Annotated in this window: 22 protein-coding genes and 1 pseudogene; 13 read left to right on the top strand and 10 right to left on the bottom strand. The window is 63.0% G+C overall.

Translation table 11 applies throughout. From position 1 onward, the window contains the following. Positions 1-37: 37 nt before the first annotated feature. The gene (locus tag ACT17R_RS00085; protein WP_444808744.1) at positions 38-664 is read right to left on the bottom strand and encodes a polysaccharide biosynthesis/export family protein; all 627 of its coding nucleotides are present in this window, start codon (positions 662-664) and stop codon (positions 38-40) included. A gap of 293 nt (positions 665-957) precedes the next feature. Here ACT17R_RS00085 and ACT17R_RS00090 point away from each other — a divergent pair, with 293 nt between their 5' ends. Together ACT17R_RS00090 and ACT17R_RS00095 are read left to right on the top strand one after the other, a co-directional pair. Then, a complete protein-coding gene (locus ACT17R_RS00090; RefSeq protein ID WP_444808745.1) occupies positions 958-2,412 on the top strand; it encodes a tetratricopeptide repeat protein in 1,455 nt (484 codons plus the stop codon). Then, positions 2,409-3,200: a WecB/TagA/CpsF family glycosyltransferase gene (locus ACT17R_RS00095; RefSeq protein WP_444808746.1), complete on the top strand. Its 792-nt coding sequence runs from the start codon at positions 2,409-2,411 to the stop codon at positions 3,198-3,200. The genes ACT17R_RS00090 and ACT17R_RS00095 overlap by 4 nt, the downstream gene beginning before the upstream one ends. Here ACT17R_RS00095 and ACT17R_RS00100 read toward each other — a convergent pair. Further along, the gene (locus ACT17R_RS00100; RefSeq protein ID WP_444808747.1) at positions 3,157-4,320 is read right to left on the bottom strand and encodes a glycosyltransferase family 2 protein; all 1,164 of its coding nucleotides are present in this window, start codon (positions 4,318-4,320) and stop codon (positions 3,157-3,159) included. The genes ACT17R_RS00095 and ACT17R_RS00100 overlap by 44 nt on opposite strands. Next, complete coding sequence (locus tag ACT17R_RS00105; protein ID WP_444809403.1) at positions 4,317-4,643, bottom strand: hypothetical protein; 327 nt, start codon at positions 4,641-4,643, stop codon at positions 4,317-4,319. The genes ACT17R_RS00100 and ACT17R_RS00105 overlap by 4 nt, the downstream gene beginning before the upstream one ends. Here ACT17R_RS00105 and ACT17R_RS00110 point away from each other — a divergent pair. Continuing rightward, on the top strand, positions 4,527-5,411 hold the full coding sequence (locus ACT17R_RS00110) for a UDP-glucuronic acid decarboxylase family protein (protein ID WP_367652038.1): 885 nt from the start codon (positions 4,527-4,529) through the stop codon (positions 5,409-5,411). The two genes, ACT17R_RS00105 and ACT17R_RS00110, sit on opposite strands and share 117 nt — an antisense overlap. Here the strand turns inward: ACT17R_RS00110 and ACT17R_RS00115 are convergent, their stop codons facing one another. Together ACT17R_RS00115 and ACT17R_RS00120 are read right to left on the bottom strand one after the other, a co-directional pair. After that, positions 5,412-6,494 (bottom strand): glycosyltransferase family 4 protein, encoded by a 1,083-nt coding sequence (locus ACT17R_RS00115; protein ID WP_217372252.1) that lies wholly within the window; start codon positions 6,492-6,494, stop codon positions 5,412-5,414. It abuts the gene before it with no gap. A 152-nt stretch (positions 6,495-6,646) separates the two neighbouring features. Then, on the bottom strand, positions 6,647-7,441 hold the full coding sequence (locus ACT17R_RS00120) for an FkbM family methyltransferase (protein WP_217372253.1): 795 nt from the start codon (positions 7,439-7,441) through the stop codon (positions 6,647-6,649). Positions 7,442-7,974: 533 nt separating this feature from the next. On the opposite strand from ACT17R_RS00120, the gene ACT17R_RS00125 reads away from it, so the two are divergent. After that, positions 7,975-9,168: a hypothetical protein gene (locus ACT17R_RS00125; protein WP_444808748.1), complete on the top strand. Its 1,194-nt coding sequence runs from the start codon at positions 7,975-7,977 to the stop codon at positions 9,166-9,168. Then, positions 9,165-10,226 carry a glycosyltransferase family 2 protein gene (locus tag ACT17R_RS00130; protein ID WP_444808749.1) on the top strand — a complete coding sequence of 354 codons (1,062 nt, stop codon included), beginning with the start codon at positions 9,165-9,167 and terminating at the stop codon, positions 10,224-10,226. The genes ACT17R_RS00125 and ACT17R_RS00130 overlap by 4 nt, the downstream gene beginning before the upstream one ends. On the opposite strand, the gene ACT17R_RS00135 is transcribed toward ACT17R_RS00130, so the two are convergent. Continuing rightward, entirely contained in the window at positions 10,122-10,616 is a 495-nt protein-coding gene (locus tag ACT17R_RS00135) for a GtrA family protein (protein ID WP_444808750.1), read from the bottom strand. The two genes, ACT17R_RS00130 and ACT17R_RS00135, sit on opposite strands and share 105 nt — an antisense overlap. A 234-nt stretch (positions 10,617-10,850) precedes the next feature. On the opposite strand from ACT17R_RS00135, the gene ACT17R_RS00140 reads away from it, so the two are divergent. Further along, positions 10,851-11,486, top strand: a complete 636-nt coding sequence (locus tag ACT17R_RS00140; RefSeq protein WP_444808751.1) for a PEPxxWA-CTERM sorting domain-containing protein — start codon at positions 10,851-10,853, stop codon at positions 11,484-11,486. Further along, a complete protein-coding gene (locus ACT17R_RS00145; RefSeq protein ID WP_444808752.1) occupies positions 11,486-12,142 on the top strand; it encodes a L,D-transpeptidase in 657 nt (218 codons plus the stop codon). The genes ACT17R_RS00140 and ACT17R_RS00145 overlap by 1 nt, the downstream gene beginning before the upstream one ends. Positions 12,143-12,196: 54 nt before the next feature. Here ACT17R_RS00145 and ACT17R_RS00150 read toward each other — a convergent pair whose 3' ends face one another. After that, a complete protein-coding gene (locus ACT17R_RS00150) occupies positions 12,197-12,748 on the bottom strand; it encodes a hypothetical protein (protein ID WP_444808753.1) in 552 nt (183 codons plus the stop codon). Between the two features lie 25 nt (positions 12,749-12,773). After that, positions 12,774-13,619: an arylamine N-acetyltransferase family protein gene (locus tag ACT17R_RS00155; RefSeq protein WP_444808754.1), complete on the bottom strand. Its 846-nt coding sequence runs from the start codon at positions 13,617-13,619 to the stop codon at positions 12,774-12,776. A 141-nt stretch (positions 13,620-13,760) separates the two neighbouring features. Here ACT17R_RS00155 and ACT17R_RS00160 point away from each other — a divergent pair, with 141 nt between their 5' ends. Both ACT17R_RS00160 and ACT17R_RS00165 read left to right on the top strand, forming a co-directional pair. Continuing rightward, positions 13,761-14,225, top strand: a complete 465-nt coding sequence (locus ACT17R_RS00160) for a pyridoxamine 5'-phosphate oxidase family protein (protein WP_444808755.1) — start codon at positions 13,761-13,763, stop codon at positions 14,223-14,225. Then, positions 14,222-15,565 (top strand): GAF domain-containing protein, encoded by a 1,344-nt coding sequence (locus ACT17R_RS00165; RefSeq protein WP_444808756.1) that lies wholly within the window; start codon positions 14,222-14,224, stop codon positions 15,563-15,565. The genes ACT17R_RS00160 and ACT17R_RS00165 overlap by 4 nt, the downstream gene beginning before the upstream one ends. Positions 15,566-15,595: 30 nt before the next feature. Here ACT17R_RS00165 and ACT17R_RS00170 read toward each other — a convergent pair whose 3' ends face one another. Beyond that, positions 15,596-15,940 (bottom strand): hypothetical protein, encoded by a 345-nt coding sequence (locus ACT17R_RS00170; protein WP_444808757.1) that lies wholly within the window; start codon positions 15,938-15,940, stop codon positions 15,596-15,598. A gap of 340 nt (positions 15,941-16,280) precedes the next feature. Between ACT17R_RS00170 and ACT17R_RS00175 the strand changes: the two are divergent. Beyond that, positions 16,281-16,754: pseudogene (locus tag ACT17R_RS00175) on the top strand (CAP domain-containing protein); the annotation flags it as partial. Between the two features lie 83 nt (positions 16,755-16,837). On the opposite strand, the gene ACT17R_RS00180 reads toward ACT17R_RS00175, so the two are convergent. Further along, the gene (locus ACT17R_RS00180; RefSeq protein WP_444808758.1) at positions 16,838-17,833 is read right to left on the bottom strand and encodes a cell wall hydrolase; all 996 of its coding nucleotides are present in this window, start codon (positions 17,831-17,833) and stop codon (positions 16,838-16,840) included. A 185-nt stretch (positions 17,834-18,018) separates the two neighbouring features. On the opposite strand from ACT17R_RS00180, the gene xrtV reads away from it, so the two are divergent. Genes xrtV through ACT17R_RS00195 form a run of 3 tightly spaced genes read left to right on the top strand, consistent with a single transcriptional unit; the run spans position 18,019 to position 20,470 of the window. Further along, positions 18,019-18,924 carry an exosortase V gene (xrtV, locus tag ACT17R_RS00185; protein WP_444808759.1) on the top strand — a complete coding sequence of 302 codons (906 nt, stop codon included), beginning with the start codon at positions 18,019-18,021 and terminating at the stop codon, positions 18,922-18,924. Further along, positions 18,917-19,621, top strand: a complete 705-nt coding sequence (gene epsI, locus ACT17R_RS00190; protein ID WP_444808760.1) for an exosortase-associated protein EpsI, V-type — start codon at positions 18,917-18,919, stop codon at positions 19,619-19,621. The genes xrtV and epsI overlap by 8 nt, the downstream gene beginning before the upstream one ends. Before the next feature lie 12 nt (positions 19,622-19,633). Further along, positions 19,634-20,470: a hypothetical protein gene (locus ACT17R_RS00195; protein WP_444808761.1), complete on the top strand. Its 837-nt coding sequence runs from the start codon at positions 19,634-19,636 to the stop codon at positions 20,468-20,470. Position 20,471 lies beyond the last annotated feature (1 nt).

The raw sequence follows: 20,471 nt of genomic DNA on the forward strand, positions 1-20,471 counted from the left end.
ATTTTCCGCATCATGCCCCTCCTGCCCCACCTGCGCCTCACGGGACGATGACCGTGTCGCCGGTTTCGATGCGCAGAATATTGGCGCGCGCGATATCGCTGCTGTCGCCGCCCATCTTGAACAGGGGCGCCAGCCGGACCCGCATCGTGCGCAGCTCGTCACCGGATTTGCGAATGATGAGCACGTTGTCGAGATTGGCGAATTCGCTCGGTCCGCCCGCCATGCTGAGCGCTTCGAGCACATTGACGTAGCGCCCCGGCGTGAAGGTGCCCGGCGAACGGACACGTCCCATCACCGAAAACTGCATCCCCGAAGGCTGCACCACCGACACCGTCACCTGCGGAACCTGGCCGCGATACTGATCGCGCAGGCCGTTGGTGATCATCGCTTCGACTTCGGACGGCAAATAGCCCTGGGCTACGACCTTGCCGACAAGCGGGAAGGCGATCGTTCCGTCGGGAAGCACCTTCACCTTGCGCTGCAGTCGCTCCTCGCCCCACACGTAGATCTCAAGCTCGTCGCCCGCATTGATGCGGTAGGCACCCGCACGCGGCGTCGGCGCAGCGGTGGCGGCGGCGGCAGGGACCGGATCGGCCTCGACCGGCGCGGAAGACTGAACGGGCTGCGGCGCGGGGTCTGCCTGCACGGCGGCCGCGGGTGCCATCAATAGCAGGGAGATCCCGATCGAAAGCAAAAATCTGCGCATGGGGATAAAACCTTTACGGCGCCGACTCTATCGTTGCCCGGCGTCAGCCAGCCCGATCAGTCGACAGAAGAAGTTGCAACAGTATAAGGATGCCTATGATCCCTGACTATCACGTTAACCCTGAAAGGCAAAAGCAGCTGTGTCGCGGCGGCACAAAAACGCGCGCCGGCTTCACGCTTGTTGCTGCCCTCATGGCGAGCCTTTTGATGTCGGGATGCGGCCGTTCGGACGCCGCAGCGGCGCGCGATGCGATGCGCGCCCAGGAATTGCTGGGCGAGCGCCGTTTCGCCGAAGCCCGCATGGCGATCAAGGAAGCTATTGCGGAACGCGACGACGAACCGCAATATCATATACTTAGAGGCCGGATCGAATATGCCGTCAAGGCTATTCCGCAAGCCTTCGACGCGTATAGCAACGCCATGGCGCTCGACCCGAGCAATATGGAAGCACTGCAGGCGGTTTCGCAACTGGGTCTCCAGACCGGCAATCTGCGGGAATCGCTCGCGGCCACCGAAGCGATACTCTCACTCGAACCCGACGATCCGAACGCGCTGCTCGTCCGCGGCCTCCACGCGATCGTGCGCAACCGTTTCGACGATGCGATCGGCTATGCAGACAAGATACTGGCGCGCGACTCAGCAAATGAGGGCGGTGCGATTCTCAAGGCGCGCGCCCTGTTTCGCAAAGGGGAAGGCAAGGAGGCGCTGGCGGTCCTCGATCTCTTCAGTGCCAAGAAGACTGATACCAGCGGTATCGCGATGACCCGGCTCGAAATCTACCGCGCCCTCCATGATTCCAACGGCATGCAGGCCGAGTTTGCGAAGCTTCGGAACCTAGCGCCCGCCAATGATGCGTTGCGGATCGACGAAGCCAATTTTGCTTACAAGCAAGGCCGCACCAAGGATGCGGACGCGCTTCTCGCGGCGCTGTTGGCCAAGAGCGAACTTGCTCGGGACGATATCCCGCAAATCCTTGCCCTCTGGCGGGAATATCACCCCGAGGCTCCGAGTGATGCCGCTGTCGGCTCCATTGCCGCGTCCGGCACGCCGGCAGCACGGATCGCAGTGGCAGCCTATCTTGTCGAAGCAAAACGCCTCGCCGCGGCTGATCGCCTGATCGCCACCCTGTCAGGCACCGATCGGGCGACATTGGAAGCGGCCGCCCTCCTTCGTCGCGGCGATCGGGCCGGGGCGCTGGCACGCGCGAACGCAATCCTTGAAGAGGATTCGACCAATTGCCGCGCGCTTGTGGTGCGGGCGAGCGCGCGTCTCGACATGCGGCAACTTGATGGAGCGCTACGCTCGGCCCAGGAGGCGGCCACCCAGTGTCCCGAGAGGATCGACGCATGGCGTCTGGCCGCTATCAGCTATTCCGAACGCGGCGATCCTGAGAATGCCAATCGCATGTGGCGTCAGGGCATGGATGCAAATCGTCAGAGCTCGGTGCTCGCAGCGCAGTTCATGGGCTGGCTCGAAGCGAATGGAAAGCAGCGCGAGTCGATCGCGGTGGCCCGGCGACTGACCCATGATGCACCCGCGCTGATAAGTGGCTGGCGCCTCTATGCGGCGGCCTGCGATCGCGCGGGAGATGATTGCAGGGCGGCAGCGCAGCGCGGGCTTGAGCGTGCGCGTGAGCTTTACGGAATCGATCTTGTGCCCGGTGAGGCGCCGCCGAACGGGCTCTTTGGCCGGATCGTCACGCGATGAGAGAAAAAATCTCTACAAGACAGGAGTTTTTGGGACTTTCCTTCGATCCCATCGATATCGATTGCGCGCGGCGGGCGGTGGTAAGCCGCGCTGGCGGCGAGAGGTTTCACTATGTCGTCACGCCGAATGTCGATCATATCGTGGGACTTGACCGATCGCCAAATCCCCAGCTGCTCGCTGCCTATGAGGGCGCCGCGCTCTGCCTTTGTGACAGCCGCATCCTGGCGCGCCTCGCCGCGCTCGCGGATATTCGCTTGCCGGTCGTTCCGGGAAGCGATCTGACGCGCGATCTGCTCGGCTACGCGCTCCCGCGCGGCCGTATCGCGGTGATTGGCGGCGATCCGCTTATGCATGCGGCCCTTGAGCAAATTTACCCGCGTTTCGAGTGGCTGTTTCATGCGCCGCCTATGGGATTGCGGAGCAATGCCGACGCCCGACGAACGGTCGGCGACTTTGTTGTGAGCAGCGAAGCTGATGTCATCCTTTTTGCCGTTGGCGCTCCCCAGAGCGAATTGCTGTGCGCGGAGATCGCGGCGCGTGGCGGAGCCCGCGGGGTAGCGCTGTGCATCGGAGCCTCGCTCGAATTCCTGACCGGCGCGAAGCGCCGGGCGCCGAACTGGATGCAGCGGGCGAGCCTTGAGTGGTTATTCCGCCTGCTCAGCGAACCGCGCCGTCTTTGGCGACGCTATCTTGTCGAGGGACCCCGAATAATCGCCATCTGGCAACGTTGGCGAACCGCGCGGGCTAGTCGCGACCTGTCCGGTTCCACCCCGTCTGCCGGCGGGTGAAGAAGGCAAGATAGACGGGCAGCTTCCAGAGCAGATAGAGCGGGGCACGCAGAAGATCGCGCGCCGGAAGCAGCGCCCGCGCCTCGCGCCACCAGGCGGCGAGCAGGGCGAGCGCAACAAGCGCGAGGAGCACAAGCAGCAACATGGCGGGCCGACTGTCAGCGCCCGACAGCGCGAGACCGGTAACAAGCGCCAGGTCGAGCGCGGCTGCGAGCAGCAGCAGGGCGAGCGGCGGCACGAGCAGATGCGCACCAAGGGCGGCCAAATGCCGCGAGCGGCGGCGCCTCGCTGCGCCCAGCAGCGGCCCCGCCTGCCTTCGCGCAGTGTCGAGAAACCCATGTTCCCACCTGCTGCGCTGTCCACGGCTACTCGCAAGGCTGGCTGCGGGACTGGTCACGCGCGCGCCGTCGTCGAAGCCAACCTTGATCCCCTCGCGCGCAAGGCGAAGCCCGAGCTCGAGATCCTCGACCGCATTGGCGCTCGCGAGCGGAAGTCGCGCGAAGAGCAGCCAGGGAAAGGCCATGCCGGTTCCGAACAAGAGCGCCCCGCCGCCAATCCGCAGCAGCCCGCGCGCCCGGACGACATTCTTCACCAGCATCGCGAAATTGGAGATGGAGACGAGCGGCGACACACCGGGAGGGGACGCCAGCAAATTGCTGGCCTGAACCGGCGCGCCCGAGATCAGCGCTGCGGCCGCGAGCCGTTCGGCGCTTCCCGCATCCATGCGGCAGTCGGCGTCGACGACAATCACGGCGTCTGGTGGGGCGCCGGCAAGATGATCGCGTCCGAAGGCAAGTGCAAATCCCTTGCCCCGTCGCTCGCGATCGTTGCGCTCGATGGCCTCGGCGCCCGCTGCGCGCGCACGTTCGGCGGTGTCATCGGAACAATTATCGGCCACGACGAGGATGTGCGCTGTTGGTGAGGCTGCCGCCAGCCCGCGCACCGTCTCCGCAATCGAAGCGGCCTCATCATGCGCTGGTATGAGCAGCACCACATGCGCTGGCGGAGTGTCAGGATCGCGCGGCGCGAGGCGCGCCAGGCCGGCGGTCAGTTCGACCAGAAGATAGGCGAGGAGAAGAAGAAAGGGGGTCGCCAGGACCCAGGCGAGAAGATCGATCACCGCGCCATCGCTCCGGACGAAAGAGTTGGAGCGCGGGCTGTTTCAAAGTGCAACGCTGGCGCGCTGTGGAGCGCCGCGAGCTTGCAACATTCCTCAGTGCCGATAGAGAATGGAAAGCAGAGGGGAATTTCGGTATGGCGCGTGACTATTTTCTGGCCCGCAGGGTCCTGGTTACCGGAGGCGCCGGCTTTGTCGGTTCGCATCTGATCGACAGGCTTATCGAGCGCGGCGACGAAGTATTGTGCGTCGACAATCTCTTCACCGGTGCCAAGGCAAATATCGCTCATCTGCTTTCGCATCCGCGCTTCGAATTCATGCGCCACGATGTGTGCCATCCCCTTTTCGTCGAGGTCGATGCGATCTTCAACCTCGCCTGCCCCGCATCGCCCATCCATTATCAGCACGATCCGGTGCAGACCACCAAAGTCTCGGTGATCGGCTCGATCAACATGCTTGGCCTTGCAAAGCGCATCAAGGTACCGATCCTGCAGGCGTCGACGAGCGAAGTTTATGGCGACCCCACTCAGCATCCGCAAACCGAAAGCTATTGGGGCAACGTCAATCCCATCGGACTGCGCAGCTGTTACGACGAAGGCAAGCGCTGTGCGGAGACGTTGTTTTTCGACTATCACCGTCAGCATGGCATCGACGTAAAGGTCGCGCGCATTTTCAACACCTACGGTCCGCGCATGCATCCCGCCGATGGCCGTGTCGTCTCCAATTTTGTCATGCAGGCCCTGCGCGGCGAGGATATCACCATCTATGGCGATGGTTCGCAGACCCGCAGCTTCTGCTATGTCGATGATCTGGTCGAAGCGCTGCTGCGCCTGATGGAAACACCTACCGGCTTCACCGGCCCCGTTAATCTCGGCAATCCGGTGGAGTTCACGATCCGCGAACTGGCCGAGCTTGTTATCGAACTCACCGGCGCGCGTTCGAAGCTGGTCCAGCTCCCCCTGCCCTCCGACGATCCGACGCAGCGTAAGCCCGATATCAGTCTCGCGCGCCGCGAGCTCGACTGGGAACCGACAATTCGGCTGCGCGAAGGGCTCGAGCAGACGATCGCTTATTTCCGCCGCCTCGCGAACTGATCAGCGCCGCGCCAGCAGTGCCGAGATAAATTCGCGATACTGCGCGGCGATCGTCGGCCAGCCAAAACGCTCGATCCCGCTTGCGACGCCTTCGGTCCGGCGACCCTGCGCGAGCGCCCGGCGGATTGTCTCGACCAGCGCTTCACTTTGCTCGGTGTTGCACAGATATGCGCTGTTCTCACCCAGGATCCACCGCAGCCTTTCGCTGTCATGGCCGACAACCGGAAGGCCGCTCGCCCAGGCTTCGAGGAAAACATTCCCGAAGGATTCAAGAAGCGAGAGGTGCAGAAAGATATCAGCCGATCGGTATAGCGCCGGCATTTCGGTCGCTGGCAGGCTCACCCGCTGATAGCGACCGGGCAATATCTCGGCAGCGAGCGCTGCGGCTTCGTCGCGGAGCGGACCATCCCCCGCCACGACGAGATGCGCATCTTCAAGCTGCGCAACGGCGCGAATGCCGTCGAGCACGCGCTTTGTTGCGATATGCGCGCTGACCATGAGCACGATCGGTCGGTCCAGCGGGAGTCCGAAACGTGCGCGCTCAGCCTCGCCGGTATGGAAACGCTCGAGATCGACGCCGTTTGGAATGAGCGCCGAGGGCCATTTGGACCGGTTGCGTTCGAGATAGTCGGGATTGGTGCAAACCAGGCCATCACAGCGAAAGCTGCGATATTCGGAATTGGTGGCATAGGCTGGCCAGTCGCCGTTCTGGGTCACGAACAGGCGCAGCGGCCGCTTGCTCGCGGGCCTTCCGAGCGCCCAATGGGTGAAGGGAAAGGAGCAGGTTATGACCGCGTCGAAGTCGCCGGGCCGATAAGCCGCAAGGAGACCGGGAACAAAGCTCGCATCTTCCCATGCGGTTTCGCTACGAAGCGGCGGAAAGAAGGGAAAGGCTTCGAAGCGCTCACGGCGCACGGCACCGACGCGGCGATACGTGTAAGGCAGACCTTCACGTGGTTCGCCTGAACCCATTACGGTAACTGCGTCGCCGCCGCGCGCGAGTTCCGTCGCCACCGACAGCAAGGCAACCTCTGCGCCGCGGTCGAAACGATGAAATCCCGGCAAGGCAAACAGCAGCTTCATGAATTTCCCTGGTCAGCTTGGGTGCGCACGGCGCGCGCAATACAGTGGAAGGGCGGCGCTACCAGCGGCGCCACCCTTCCGCCCACTGTCATAGCGAAAAACTTGTTGCGAAGCGGTGAAGACCCTGCGGTGGATGATACGAAGAGAAATGCTCAGGTCCGCACGGCGAGATAATCATTATACCTGCAGTCGCCGCTCGAAACGATCGGAACGAGCCGCGTACGCAGCAGGCGCTTGTCGATTCCGAAGACGGTGTAGCGATGGCGGTGCAGCAGCGTACCTATCGCTTCGGCTGCCCCTGCCCCCTGATCCTCGAACAGAATTGCGCGCGGCGCGAGGCGCGCAAGCTGGACATCGATGGCACGAAAAACGGTCTCCTCATGACCTTCGACATCCATTTTGATGAGGTCGAGACGCGGCAGACCGGCAAGCAATTCTCCGGCATGCATCGCGGGCACGGCGAACTCTCCGTCCGCGTCTATGCGTGAGGCACCCCGATTGGCCTGATCTATGCGAAAACGGACTTCGCCAGCGGCGTCGGATAGCGCAACGCGGTGGATGGCGACTCTATCGCCAAAGGGCGCCATATTCGCTTCGAGCAGATCGACAATTTCGGGTTGAGGTTCAACGCAAATTGCACTTGAATCCGCGATCCGGCTCAGGAAGCAGGCCGCGACATAGCCGATATTCGCCCCGATATCGAGAAGCACGTCGCCTGGACGCGCGTGATCCAGCAGGACCTGGACGACCGAACGATCGAAGCGGCCTGTGAGCAGAATATGCCGTCCGATCAGGTCATCGGCGCGAACGCGCAGCGCAAATCCGTCGCTCGTCTGCGCCAATCTTTCGCCCTGTCCCAGATCGACCCCGCGCGCGAAGCGGTCGATGATCCGCCCCGACCCGTTCGCGAAGGGCCAATAGCGGGCGGCAAGAACGGCGAGGGTCATGATGCGGGAATAGCAAAACTGGCGCCGAGGGCAATGTGCGCGTCATACGTATCAAAAGGACACAGGCTGGGCTTGGCAACAGTGGACCTCGTGCTCAGGCTATCCTACGCCTTGACGGGCAGTTCGCGGATTCGCGAACGAAATCATAGGGGCATCGATTGGTGCGACGTCTGCGGAGGATCGGATTATGGGCAGCGCTGGTGCTGCTCTACGCATGGCCGGCCCTGCTCAACGGCGCCCCCTTTTTCTTTCCCGATACCAGCCATTACATCCGAGCCGCGGATGCGGCGGTGGTGTCGCTGACGGGTCATCGTTCGAGCTGGTCGGATCGGCTTCTCGAAGCACCTTCAGCCCCGGCAGCAAACGCCTCTGGTCCAGACGCGGCGTCGCCCCCTGGCGCTGACCCAGCATTGGCCACCGCAACGGCCATCCCTCCTCAGATCCGCCCGGCGCGGACTGTCCTCACCGGGCGATCAATCTATTATGGCGCCTTCCTCTATGCCGGGCTTGAAGGGCTCGGGCGGTTCGGGCCCGTGTTTTTGCAGTCCGCGATCGCGGTCGGGACGGTTGCGCTGTTCCTGTTCGGCGCGACGGCATCGCTCACGCCCGGTCGCCGGCAACGCTGGATTTGGAGCGGGCTGATCGCAGTGGGGCTTTTCAGCCCGCTGCCCTTCTTCGTATCGCGCCTCATGCCGGGCGCTTTCACCGGCCCGCTCATTCTGGCCTTTGTGTCATTGATCCTGTTCGGCGCGCACTATGGCCGTCTCGCGCGCACATTTCTATTCATGGTAGCAGCAGCGGCGATCACCTTTCATATTTCGCACATCCTGCTCATCCTCTCGGTCGGCGGCGGCGCCTTGCTCCTCAACCTCGGGCAGCGGCAGGGCTGGACGCTCCGGCTTCTGCTGCCGACGAGCCTCATTCTCATCGCTATCGCGGCACAAATGCTTTTCTCGGCAGCGGTAACGCGCACGCTCGGCGCTCCGCCGACCGCCCCGCCCTTCCTTTCCGCGCGGCTGATCGCCGATGGCCCCGGCTACCGCTACCTCGAGACCCACTGCAATCCGCCGAAGTTTCTTCTGTGCGGCTACCGCGATCGGATGCCGCAACCAAGTGACATCATGCTGTGGAGCGAAGATCCGCGCGAGGGAATATTCAGCACGCTCGGCGAGGATTCGAAGCGCCAGCTCGGTGGCGAAGATGTCCGCTTTTACCTTGCTGTCCTTCGCGAATATCCAGGCGAAGTGATCGGGTCGATCATCCGGTCAAGCGGCGAGCAGGCACTGGCTTTCGATCTTGATCACTTCAATTATGTCGCCGAGCATCGCGAAGGGGCGCGGAGCCATCTCCCCCCCAAGATATTTTCCTGGGTCGAACGCTCGGCCGCGTACCGCGGCACCGTTCCGGTCGCGCCCACGATTTTCGTGACGATCGCGGTGACACTGCTCTCCCTCATTCTGCTTGCGGCCGGCTTTGCCTCCCGGACCGGCCGCGCGTCATGGCGGTCTCCGGGCGCGGCCGCGGCACTTTTGATCCTGCTCGCGCTCGCTGCCAATGTCGTCATATGCGGCGGCATGTCGACCCCGCATGCCCGTTATATGATGCGCATTGTCTGGTTGCTGCCGCTTGCCGTCATCGCTTTTGCGGCCGCAATGCCGAGGCGGCGCGGCGATCATCAGCACGTGCCGGTATCGGACGCGCCGCCAGCAATGGAGAGGACCGCATGAAGCTGATCATCCAGATCCCATGCTATAATGAGGCCGATACGCTTCCGGCCACTATCGCCGATCTGCCGAAACAGATCGATGGCATCGATATGATCGAATATCTCGTCATCGACGATGGATCGGCGGACGGCACCGACGCGGTGGCGCGCGCGTGCGGGGTTCACCATATCCTGCGCAATCGCCGCAATATGGGCCTTGCCAGAAGCTTTCGGCGCGGCCTCGATTACGCGCTCGGCGCTGGTGCCGACATTATCGTCAACACCGACGGGGACAATCAATATTACGGCGCTGACATTGCGCGCCTCGTGGAACCGATCGTGGCAGGACGCGCAGACGTGGTCATCGGCGATCGCCAGACCCAGACGATCGCCCATTTCAGTCCCGCCAAGCGCATGCTGCAACGCTTTGGGAGCTGGGCGGTGCGCCATTTCTCGGGCGTCGATGTGCCCGATGCTGTAAGTGGCTTTCGCGCCATTTCCCGCACTGCTGCCTTTCAGGTAAATATCGTCTCGTCGTTCAGCTACACGATCGAGATGCTGATCCAGGTCGGTCAGAAGGCGATGGCCTATGAAGCAGTCCCCGTGCGCACCAACGCCAAGACCCGCGATTCAAGGCTCTTCAGATCGGTGTTTCGCTTCATGGAGCGCTCGGGAACGACCGCGCTGCGCATGTACGCCATGTATCAGCCGCTGCGCACTTTCGCACTCATCGGCGCGGTTATCGCGTTCATCGGCGTGCTGCCGATGCTGCGTTTCCTCTATTATTATTTCTTCGTCAGCGGTGAAGGCAAGATCCAGTCGCTGGTGATCGGTTCGGCACTGCTCACGGTGGGCGCGCTGACCTTTCTCCTCGGACTGATGGCCGATCTCATCGGCCGCAATCGCCAACTCACCGAGATGACCCTCGAGCGGGTCAAACGCATCGAACAGATCGCCCTCGCCCGCGGCGCCCTTTTACCTCCCGCCGCCGAAGAGCCGGCGATAGGCGAAGAATTTGACCAGGGTGGAGACCGCCAGCACGAGCAGCAGCGCGGCGGCGTAAGAGAGGATCGCGGCTGATCGTAACGCGGAGAATGCGAAAAACTCGGCAATCCGGAACAGCGCATTGACCAGGGCGTAGCGCCACAGATCGCGTCCAATACTTGCTTTGCTCGCAAACACCAGTCGGCGCAGCGTCAGAAAATTGAAGGCATAAGCAATGGCGAAGGACAGGCCGACCGCGGTTCGTTCGCCCAGCCCTGCCCACTCATGCAGCAGGATCGGCAATAGGAACGAAAGCGACGCACTTGCAAGTGTCGCCACCGCGAAGCGCGACAAGGCGGTCAGCAACGGCACTTTGGCTCCCATTTCGGCGGCGCGTGCGCGAAGGGAGACGGCCGCGCGTCCCATCACCGCATTCCCCAAATGAAGCGCAGCGCCTGCATGGACGGCGTCTAGCGCGCGCGGCATGCGATGCGCAAGCGCACTTCGCGCGCGACTCGGCAAGCGCCCGGCTGGTAACGGCAGTGGTTAACCATATGCAAGTTTTGCCTAATTTATGTAAAATCCCGCGATTCTGACCTCCGCCTTCCCGTCGCGGCCCATAAAGCCCAGTTTCCTAGGCCTTTTGAGATGCCATAATGATACTGCGCGAACGGCAGAATCCATGTTTCGCGACCGAACAAATTACTATAATTAGGTCAAATGGCAGGGGTCATAACATTTCTTGCGTCCAAAAGACGGATTGCCGCGGGTGCAGCAGCACTCGCCGTTCTTGCAACGACGTCGGTCACCGTGCCGCTGTTCAGCGGCGATGGCGGCCTTCTCCTGGCGCAAGCATCGGACGCGCTGCAACGCTTCGTCGACCGCTCGCCCGGCGAGCGCGGCGAAACCGACCTCATCAAGACCAAGGTGAAGCGCGACTTCGGCGGTCCAGCGAGCGCCCGTGCGCTCGGGCCGCAGCGCGATGCGCCCGAAGAACGCGCGCTCGGCAAGATTTTCGACACGCCGCCTGAAGAGGCTGTGGATCAGTTGAGCGAGAATCCGCTCGGTCCGCTGGCGCTCGCCGATCCCGATCCGTCGCTGCTCCCGCTCGGGGACGTCGGAACGATTGGCGGCACGCCGACCGGACCCGGGTTCCCGGGCGGTATCAGCACGGTCGTCCCGCCGATCGCGACCGATCCCGGGGACCCGACCACCCCTGTCGATCCTGAACCGCCGGTAACGGGTGCGGTGCCCGAGCCCGGGACCTGGGCGCTGATGATCCTCGGATTCGCGCTCTGCGGTGCAGCGCTTCGTCGCCGCAATGGCCTTTTGCAAGGTCGTCCGGGCATCGCCTGATGCGCGGCTGGATCGTCGGCATTCCCCTCGGCGCGCTGGCGCTCGCGATGCTTGGCTATAATCTTGATGCCGCAAGCTCGGTGGCCGCCGATCAGGCGGCGCGAACCGCACCGGTCCATCAGGCGCTGGCCGGTCGTACATTTCTTTCGGCGCAAGAGGCTGCCGCAGCCGTGCAAGCCGGGCTCGTCCCGGCAGGAACCAAATCGCTGCTCGACACCAAATACCGGCTTCGGCACGGCGAATATGACTGGAACGACATCAATATTCCTGCAGGGAAGTTGCGCGTGTGGGTTGATCTGCGGCGGCAGATGATTTCCGTTTTCCGGGGCGGACACGAGATCGGCACCGCGGTAATCGTCTATGGCGCCGAAGGGATGCAGTCGCCGCTCGGCACGTTCAAGATTCTCAACAAGGATGCCGATTATCATTCGCGCAGCTACGATGCGCCGATGCCCTATTCGATGTTCATCACCAATACCGGCATTGCGCTCCACGGCAGCCCGATGTCCAGCCGGCGCGCCACCCATGGCTGTATCGGCCTACCCGTCGAATTTGCAAAGCTGCTCTTCGCCGTCGCCCAGCGCGGCGACACCGTCGAAGTCGTGCGCACCGATCCGCGCAGCGTCGCGGCCGCCGAAAGCAGACGCTTCAGCTAGATGCGCATGACGGATCGCCGGATGTGGCGCGCGCCGTCTGCACCGAAAGCTCCTCTACCGCACGGCCTCGTCGGCCTTTGGCCCAAGCGAGCGGCCTTCGAAAAAATCTACGGCGGCGTGAGCGGCGCTTTCATAAGCGGCAAGCGAGGCGCGCGAACCGGCAAAATCGCCGCTGCGCTGCCTTGCCATATAGTCGGCATAATAGCCGAAGGCGCGGCGACATAAGATATCCCATTCTCCATCGCGGTCACCGCTTTTGAGACGGAAGCTTCGATAATTTTCCCAGCCATATCCGACGCATGCCGGTTTCTGATCGAGCCAATCAACCTTGCCATGTTCGCGCATGATCCGCTCGGCGACATCAGCCGGGTCGGCGGGCATGGAGCCGCTGCCGGGATTGCCGGCGCCACCTTCGCGTTCAAGCTCGTCAGCCGAGCGGCGCAATTCGGCGACATCTTCGCGTGACAACTTGCCCTCCATTGCATCGGCGGTAGCACGCAACTGACGCACAATGTCGGCATTGCCTGCAGCACCGGGCTGGCCGGCCAGCGACGCTGCCGATGCCAGAACAACGCCAACTAGGAGGCCAAGGCCGGAGGCACGCACCCGACCGATGCGGTGCCAGCGCACCTCAAGCCCCCCTGTTTTGGGCGAGCCTTGACAGCTTGTCCCAAATATCTGCCGGGTTGGGCAGGTCGATCGCGAAAATCTGCGTAAGCACGTCGGCAAACTCATCGGAGCTTGTCACAAGCCGCTCGCGCATACCAGCTGCGCTCACGCGCCGCAGCGTGCGATCCTGCAGGCTCGAATAACCGTCGCTATCGTGACGAAATATAGCGAGGGCGCCGGTGAAGGGCGAGCCGGCATCGCGCATCAACCATTGCTGCATGGCAGCGATTTTCGCTTCATCCTGCTGGCCGAGCCTGAAGTCGACGGTGCGAGCAACGCCGGCGGGATGGTTATGGAAGCGAAGCCAACCATCGTCCGCAGCTGATATCGAGAAGTCGAAACCGCGCTGCCGGAAAGACCCTGCCACCAGCGGCACGGGTTCTACGAACGCGTCGGCGACGCCGACCTCAGCCAGATAGGGCTGATCCAGGTCCACCTGCAGCGTCAAATGATTTCCTACCGCAATGTCGCCGAGCTTTGGCCGGTCGACGCACCCGCACAGGCGGGTTACCCGGTAGCCGAGCGCCGTCAGCGCCGCGCCGAAGAGCCCGTTCATCTCGTAGCACCAGCCGCCGCGGCGTCCCTCCACCATCCTTGCGAAGATATCGGAAATCCCGATCGCGGGCTGCCAACCCATGAAGGCATCGACGGCCTCCCAGGTGAAGGCCATCAAATGCGCCCGGTGCAGCTTCGCCAGCGTGGCCAGATCGGGCTTATCCGGTGCATCGACGCCGATGCGCGCAAGATAAGCCGTCAGTTGTGCCGGACTGAGTGTCGTGGGATCGGTGGTTACGGCTGCGGAGGCCATGCAATTGTCCTTCGGGGTTGATTGATCATGTTCGCCCGATAGCTCGGCAAAGCGATACCGCGTTCCTAAATGAATGTTCAAAGCGCCGTCGATTTCCTAAAACATGACTAAGCGGATTGGTGATGGGGGGAAGCAATGCGAATGACCGATGCGCTTGCGGCGTTTTTGGAGCAGCCACTCATGTGCATATTGGCGGCGACGGATTCGGAAGGGCGGCCGACCGCCGGGCGCGGCATTGGCGTAGAGGTCGTCGATGACCGTACCGCGATCGAGGTGATTTTCTCCAGCTGGCAGTGGCCCGCCCTCGAGACGGCGATCCGTGAGACAGGGCGGCTCGCCGCGACCTTCGTGACGCCGGCAGACTATGTCACCTATCAACTCAAGGGTACTGCTGCGGTGCGCGATGTGGTCCCGGGCGACCTGCTGCGCGCCGGACATTTCATGGCACGTGCGACCGGCGCACTTGAGGCGCTTGGTGTTCCCTCATCGATCATCGCCCCCTGGCTCACGGACCGGGGAGCAACCGCGGCGCGACTAACGATAGCGGAAATCTACATCCAGACGCCGGGACCTCAGGCCGGCATGCGCGCGAAAGCCGCCCCATGACGGATTATCGGCTGAGCGATCTTGCATCCTGCTTCGAGGGCGTGATTCCGTCGATCATCGCGACCGCGTCCGCCGACGGTACGCCCAACATTTCCTACCTGTCGCACGTCGTCCGGGTCGACGAGACGCATGTGGCGCTGTCCAACCAGTTCTTTGCGAAAACCGCCGCCAATATCCGGGCGAATCCGCATGCCACGATCATTCTTGTTGACTGTCTCACCGGAGACCAGTTCCTTCTTTCGGCACATTTTGTGCAGTCGGTCGACAACGGTCCGCTCTTCGAGAAGATCGCGCTCCAGCTCAAGGCGAGCAGCGCTCAGATCGGCATGTCCGACGTTATGCGGCTTCGCAGCGCCGACATTTTCCGCGTCGCGCGAATAGAGATCGTCCCTTCTCCGGTGGCGGGCACGCAGCCCCATCCCCGGCGCGCGCCGATCAGCCTGCCAACGCTCGTCGCCGCGGGTAAAGCGCTTGAGAAGGAAAGTGAAGCCGAGCGCATCATCGACGATCTATTGGGCGCAGTCTCAGAAATTCTGGGGTGCAGTCACGCCCTTGTCCTCCTCCGCGATGCGCACCGCGCCTGTCTCGTGACAATGGGCAGCATCGGCTATGATCGATCGGGGCTTGGCTCGGAGGTTGCGGAGACCGACGGGTTGATCGGAACGGCTGCCCGAACCGGACAGACGGTCAAGGTCAATGACATGAGCCGCGTGCGAAGATTAGGCGATGCCATTGCCCGCGATAGCGAGACCTCGGAAGATGAAGAACGCACCGTGGCCTTCCCCGCGCTTGCCACGCCGATGAGCCAGATCGCGGTTCCGATATGCGCGCGCGGCCAGTTGCTCGGTATCCTCTTCGCCGAGAGCCGCGATCGCATGGCATTTGGCGACGAGGACGAGGCTGCGCTCGAAATGCTTGCGGGCCAGGCCGGCCATGCGCTGAACGCTATCGAAGAGCCGGCAGCGGCGAGCGACGCCCCTTCCCCACCCCCGCCCGAAGGCCAAGCAGCCGATGGTCCAATGATCAGCATTGCCCATTACGCCTTCGACGACAGCATTTTCGTCGATGATGCCTATATTGTGAAGGGCGTTGCCGGCGCGCTGCTGCGGCAGATTATCGAATGGCATCTTGAAGGCGGGCGCACAGACTTCTCGAACCGCGAACTGCGGCTTGCGCTCGCGGCCCGGATGCCGGACATAAAGGATAATCTCGAAACCCGGCTGCTGCTGCTTCGCCGGCGACTGGACGAGAAATCAGCCCCGCTTCGCATCATTCGCATCGCGAGAGGGCAAATCCGCCTCGAGACGGATGGCCCGCTGATTTTTGTCGAACGGCGTTAGCCGGCACGTCCTGCCGTCTGTCGTGCACGCCTATCGTCGTAGCCGCACCACGATCTTGTTTCGCGCGCAATCGATGCATCGGCCTTTCTCGCGGACAAAGGCCTCTTCACCTTCCATGACGCGCGTCACCGCATTGGCCTGACTGCGAACCGACAGGTCGAGCCGGTCCGTTATGCAGTCGCCGCAGATGGCTGCACCGCCGAGCATCTCGACGAGCTGCTCGATTTGCCCGGCAATGGTAAAAGGATCACGCATTGGGATCGGCAGTCCATTCGCCGGCGACTGCGGCGAAATTCCCGATCGCGAACCTTTTTCGGGGATACGGGATCCGCGATGCCCCGCGCTGATTAAGAAGCCGTCGCAAGGCGCGGCCATCCCGCTCCTTCGGCATGGCTTTATCACAGCATCCCCCCGTCACGCATTCCTCGCTCCTGCAGCCGACCTTTGCCGTTGCGGGATTGCCTGGTTCGCGGTCCGTCGATCATTTGGATCGCGGGCGACCGCGTCCCTCGCTGGACATCCTGTTGAGCGCGGACGAGGGTTGCAACCCCTGGCTAGCAAAAGGGCGCGTCCTGCTCCAGGCTCAGCGACCGGAAGACACTACCGGCGAAGGGCAAGTGTCAGCCTCAAAGTGGTTAGGGCGCCGTTTACCGCCGACGTAAACCTTGTTTTAGCGGGCTTGCGATAGCTTTTCCCTGGTTTCGGGGATTTGCGCATGAAGCACATCAGCCTCAAGGCAGGAAAAATCGCGCTTCTGACAGCGGTTGCGCTCGTTTCGACCGGCGCGCAGCCGCGCCTGGGTGCGCTCGATGATCGCCTACTCGACAGCCACAACCGCGAGCGCGCCCTTATGGGCGTTCCCGCCTTGCGCTGGAACGACGAGCTGGCGCGCGGAGCCCAGGCCTGGGCCGATCATCTCTCGGCGACAGGCCGCTTCGAACATTCGCCGAATATTCCTGGCAGGCCGCTCGAGGGCGAGAATATCTGGGGCGGGACCCCCGGTGCATTCCGTCCCGAAGACATGATCGGGCTCTGGCTCAAGGAAAAAACCTATTTTACCCCGGGAACCTTCCCGCTCAACAGCACGACGGGCCGCCCCGAGGATGTGTCGCACTATACGCAGCTGATCTGGAGCCGTTCGGGCGAAGTGGGCTGCGGCATCAGCGATGTCGGGCGCGAGGAAATCCTCGTCTGCCGCTATTCCGAACCTGGCAATGTGCGCGGACGCGATCCCCTGGCGCGGAGCGAAGCCGCGCCTGCGCGGCGCATGCGCTATTCCCCTTTCAGCCGTCCGCTGGTGGCGTCGGCGGCCGGCGCCGTCCGGTTCGCATCGGCGGCCAGCGGGGAGACTGCCGGCGTCGCCGCCCCGCCTCCGCTTGCATCCCCGAGCGGCGCACCGGCATTTTCATCCGCAACGAGGCGCGGCGGGTTCAATATGGCGCTCGTATTCGGAACGGTTGCGTTCGCCATCAAACCCGCTTCGCCGATCGCCTCGATCTGCGGCTGGTCGGCAAGCGGCTGCTCCTGGCTCACCGATTGAGTGAAGGCTGCGCGGCGGCCCCAGCCGCCGGTCCATCGATAGAAAATATGATGATCGAGCTGCGCGATCTTGGCGAGCGAGCTCGCCCAATAGGGCACGACATAATCGGCATGATAGTGGGTCGCCATGCCAACGCTAGGCTCGACGGCGCCCGATAGCGCGGCAACCGCGATACGGCGCGCCGCCTCCCATCCCTGACGGGTCGGAATGCGCGCAAGGCTTCCATCGCAGGTGAAGGTGAACTGGCAGCCTGTCGGCCGTTCCGATCCCTGGTAAACCACCCCGCAAATGCTGTTGGGAAACGCCGGATGGCGGACGCGGTTGAGCACGACCTGCGCGACGCCGCGCTTGCCCTGATCGCTTTCCTGGCCCGCTTCATAATAGATGGCCGCCGTCAGGCAGTCGATCGACGAACGCCGCCCGGCAACGTCGGAGGCGTTGATCGGCAGGACCAGCGGCGGCGCCCGCTCGATTGGTGCCGTCGAAAAGGGAAGCGCGGCATTTTCCGCGCGCGCCGCCTCGGGTGCCAGTTCCTTGTAGAGCTGCGGCTGGGGAACGGGCGGCCTCGCCATGGCGACGGGTGTTCGTTCGGCGAGCTGGCGTGGAGCCTGGCCGCGATGAAGCAAGGCCCAGGCGGCGAACGCGAGCGCTGCAACTGCTGCAAGGACAAGCAGAGCCGCGATCAGGCGATCACGTATCAGCCCGCTATCGGTTCGAGTCCGGACCATATCCGCTCACCATTTCGGCACTCGCGCGGCTCTATGACAAAGCCCGGTCCGCGTCCAGTGGCTGCAACCGATACCCAGCCGATTGTGCCTTGCTGGTACGGTTCGACCGGGCGGTGCGTCGCCCATTGGCAGGTGCCGCGCTTTGCTCTATCGGATATTCATGACTGCCGATGCCGGAAAATTCGATGGCAACGCTCGCTGAGCAATCGCGAATTGCGCCGCCGTCGCTGCCGACGCGCCTGTCGCCCGGCGCGTGGGCCTTGATCGTCGGGCTTGCGCTCTACTGCATTCCCACCTTCATCTTCGTTGTCCGCGAATCCTGGTCAGGCGAAGCCGGCGCGCATGGCCCGATCGTGCTCGCAACCGGGCTCTGGCTGCTGCACACGCGCTGGCTCGAAGTGCGGGATATGCGCTCCATCCCCGCGCAGGGACCGGTCTGGGCAATGCTCGCGGTCCTCATTCCGCTGACGATCTTTGCCCGGATTACCCAGATCGTCGAGATCGAAGGCTATATGATGTACGCGACCGTGCTCGTCGTACTCTACAGCCTCGTCGGCCTGCGGGTCATGAAGGGGCTGTGGTTTCCGCTCTTCTATCTCGCCTTCATGTTTCCGCCGCCCGAGACGCTCGTCGCTGCGGTCACCGTGCCGATGAAGATGTGGCTCTCGCAGGCAGCCGTCGGCTTTCTTCAGCTGTTCGGCTATCCGATCGGCGGCGAAGGGGTTCGCATCTATATCGGTCAATATGAGTTGCTGGTCGCAGCAGCCTGCTCGGGGATCAATTCGATCGTCTCGCTGGCAGCGATCTCGCTCTTCTATATCTATATGCGGCATCAGGCCGAATGGCGCTATGCGCTGCTGCTCGTGCTGTTCATCGTGCCTGTCGCGCTAATCGCCAATTTCTTCCGCGTGCTCATCCTCATCCTCCTGACCTATCATTCGGGCGAGGCAACGGCGCAGGGCTTCCTGCATAATTTCGCAGGGCTGGTGATGTTCGGGATCGCACTGCTCACCATTTTCGGGATCGACGTGGTGCTCAAACCGCTCTGGGATCGTTTCGTGACGCATCGCCGGGAGGCGACGCATGCCTGACGAAGCCCCGGCACCCAATCGCACCGTATCGCGCCGCAGTGCGATGATCGGCGGCGCGCTTGCGGCAGCCTCCGCCTACGCCTTCGTCCGCCAGCCGGCCGTCGCCAATCCGATCGTTCCGGAGAAGACCTTCGAGACCTGGGTACCCCGGCAGTTCGGGCGCTGGACGAGCATTTCGGAGAGCGGCGTGGTGCTCCCGCCGCCCGATGCGCTTCGCGACCGGCTCTATGACAATCTCGTCACCCGCGTTTATGCCTCGGCGAGCGGCGTATCGGTGATGATGCTCCTCGCCTACAACAATGCGCAGGATGGTGTACTGCAACTCCACCGGCCGGAGACATGCTATCCGGTCGGCGGTTATGCGCTGAGCGGCACGCGTGAGGTCGATATTCCGGTGGGCGGGCGGCGCATCCCCGCCAATTTCTTCACCGCGACCGGTCCCGACCGGGTCGAGCAGGTGCAATATTTCACGCGGCTGGGCGACGCCTTTCCGCGCAACTGGGCGGAGCAGCGAATGGCGGTCATTCGCGCCAATATCGCCGGCGACATTCCCGACGGCATGATGATGCGCGTCTCGACGCTCGGGATGGACGCGCCCGAGGCGGAAACATTGCTCGACGAATTCTCTCGCAGTTTTATCCTCCATTCGAATGCCCGCCTGCAGCATCTGCTGCTCGGCGCGACCAGCAGTACATAGAAGGACCGATTGATGCGTACCAAGACCGTCACCGCCATTGCCTTGGCCTGTCTTTCGCTTTCCGCCTGCGACAAGGAGCCGACCGGCCAAGTTGCCGCCGTGGTCAATGGCGAGGAAATCACGCTTCAGGAAGTCAATGCCGAGCTCGGAAACGTCAATATTCCCGATGGTGTCGACAAGAAGGTGGTACAGCAGGCGGCGCTTGAGCGTGTTGTCGAACGGCGCCTACTGGCGCAGGCAGCACGTGACGAGGGCCTCGACAAGACCCCCGATTATCTACTGCGCGAGCGCCAGCTGCGCGATGCGCTGCTCGTCCAGCTCATGGGCCAGAAGGCGCAGCGCGCGCAGCGCGTTCCCGAGCAGGCCGAGATCGACAAGTTCATCGCCGACAACCCCGACATGTTCGCCGATCGCAAGATTTTCGCAATCGACCGCATCCAGTTCCCGCTGCCCAAGGATATGGGAGCGCTGAAAGCGCTCGAGAACGACCATTCGATGGAAGCGGTTGCGGCGCATCTTCAGGAGCTCGGCATCAAGTTCGCACGCACCGACGCGCAGATGGATTCGGCGCAGGTCGGCAAGCAGCGCATGCAGCAGATCCGCGCGCTGCCGGCGGGCGAGCCGTTCATCGCGCCTGAGAATGGCATGGTCACGGTTGCAGTGATCAAGAGCGAACGCGCCGTTCCGCTGACCGGCGACGCGGCGCGTCCGTTGGCGGTCCAGGCGATCCAGAATCAGCAGCTGACGAGCGCGATGCAGGATCGCCTCAAGCAGGCCCGCGCCGCTGCCGAAATCAAATATCAGCCCGATTTTGCGCCCAAGGGTGCGGCGAAGCCTGCCGCCAAGTAGC

This window comes from Sphingopyxis sp. Q841 (assembly GCF_052384365.1).
GTDB lineage: Bacteria > Pseudomonadota > Alphaproteobacteria > Sphingomonadales > Sphingomonadaceae > Sphingopyxis > Sphingopyxis terrae_A.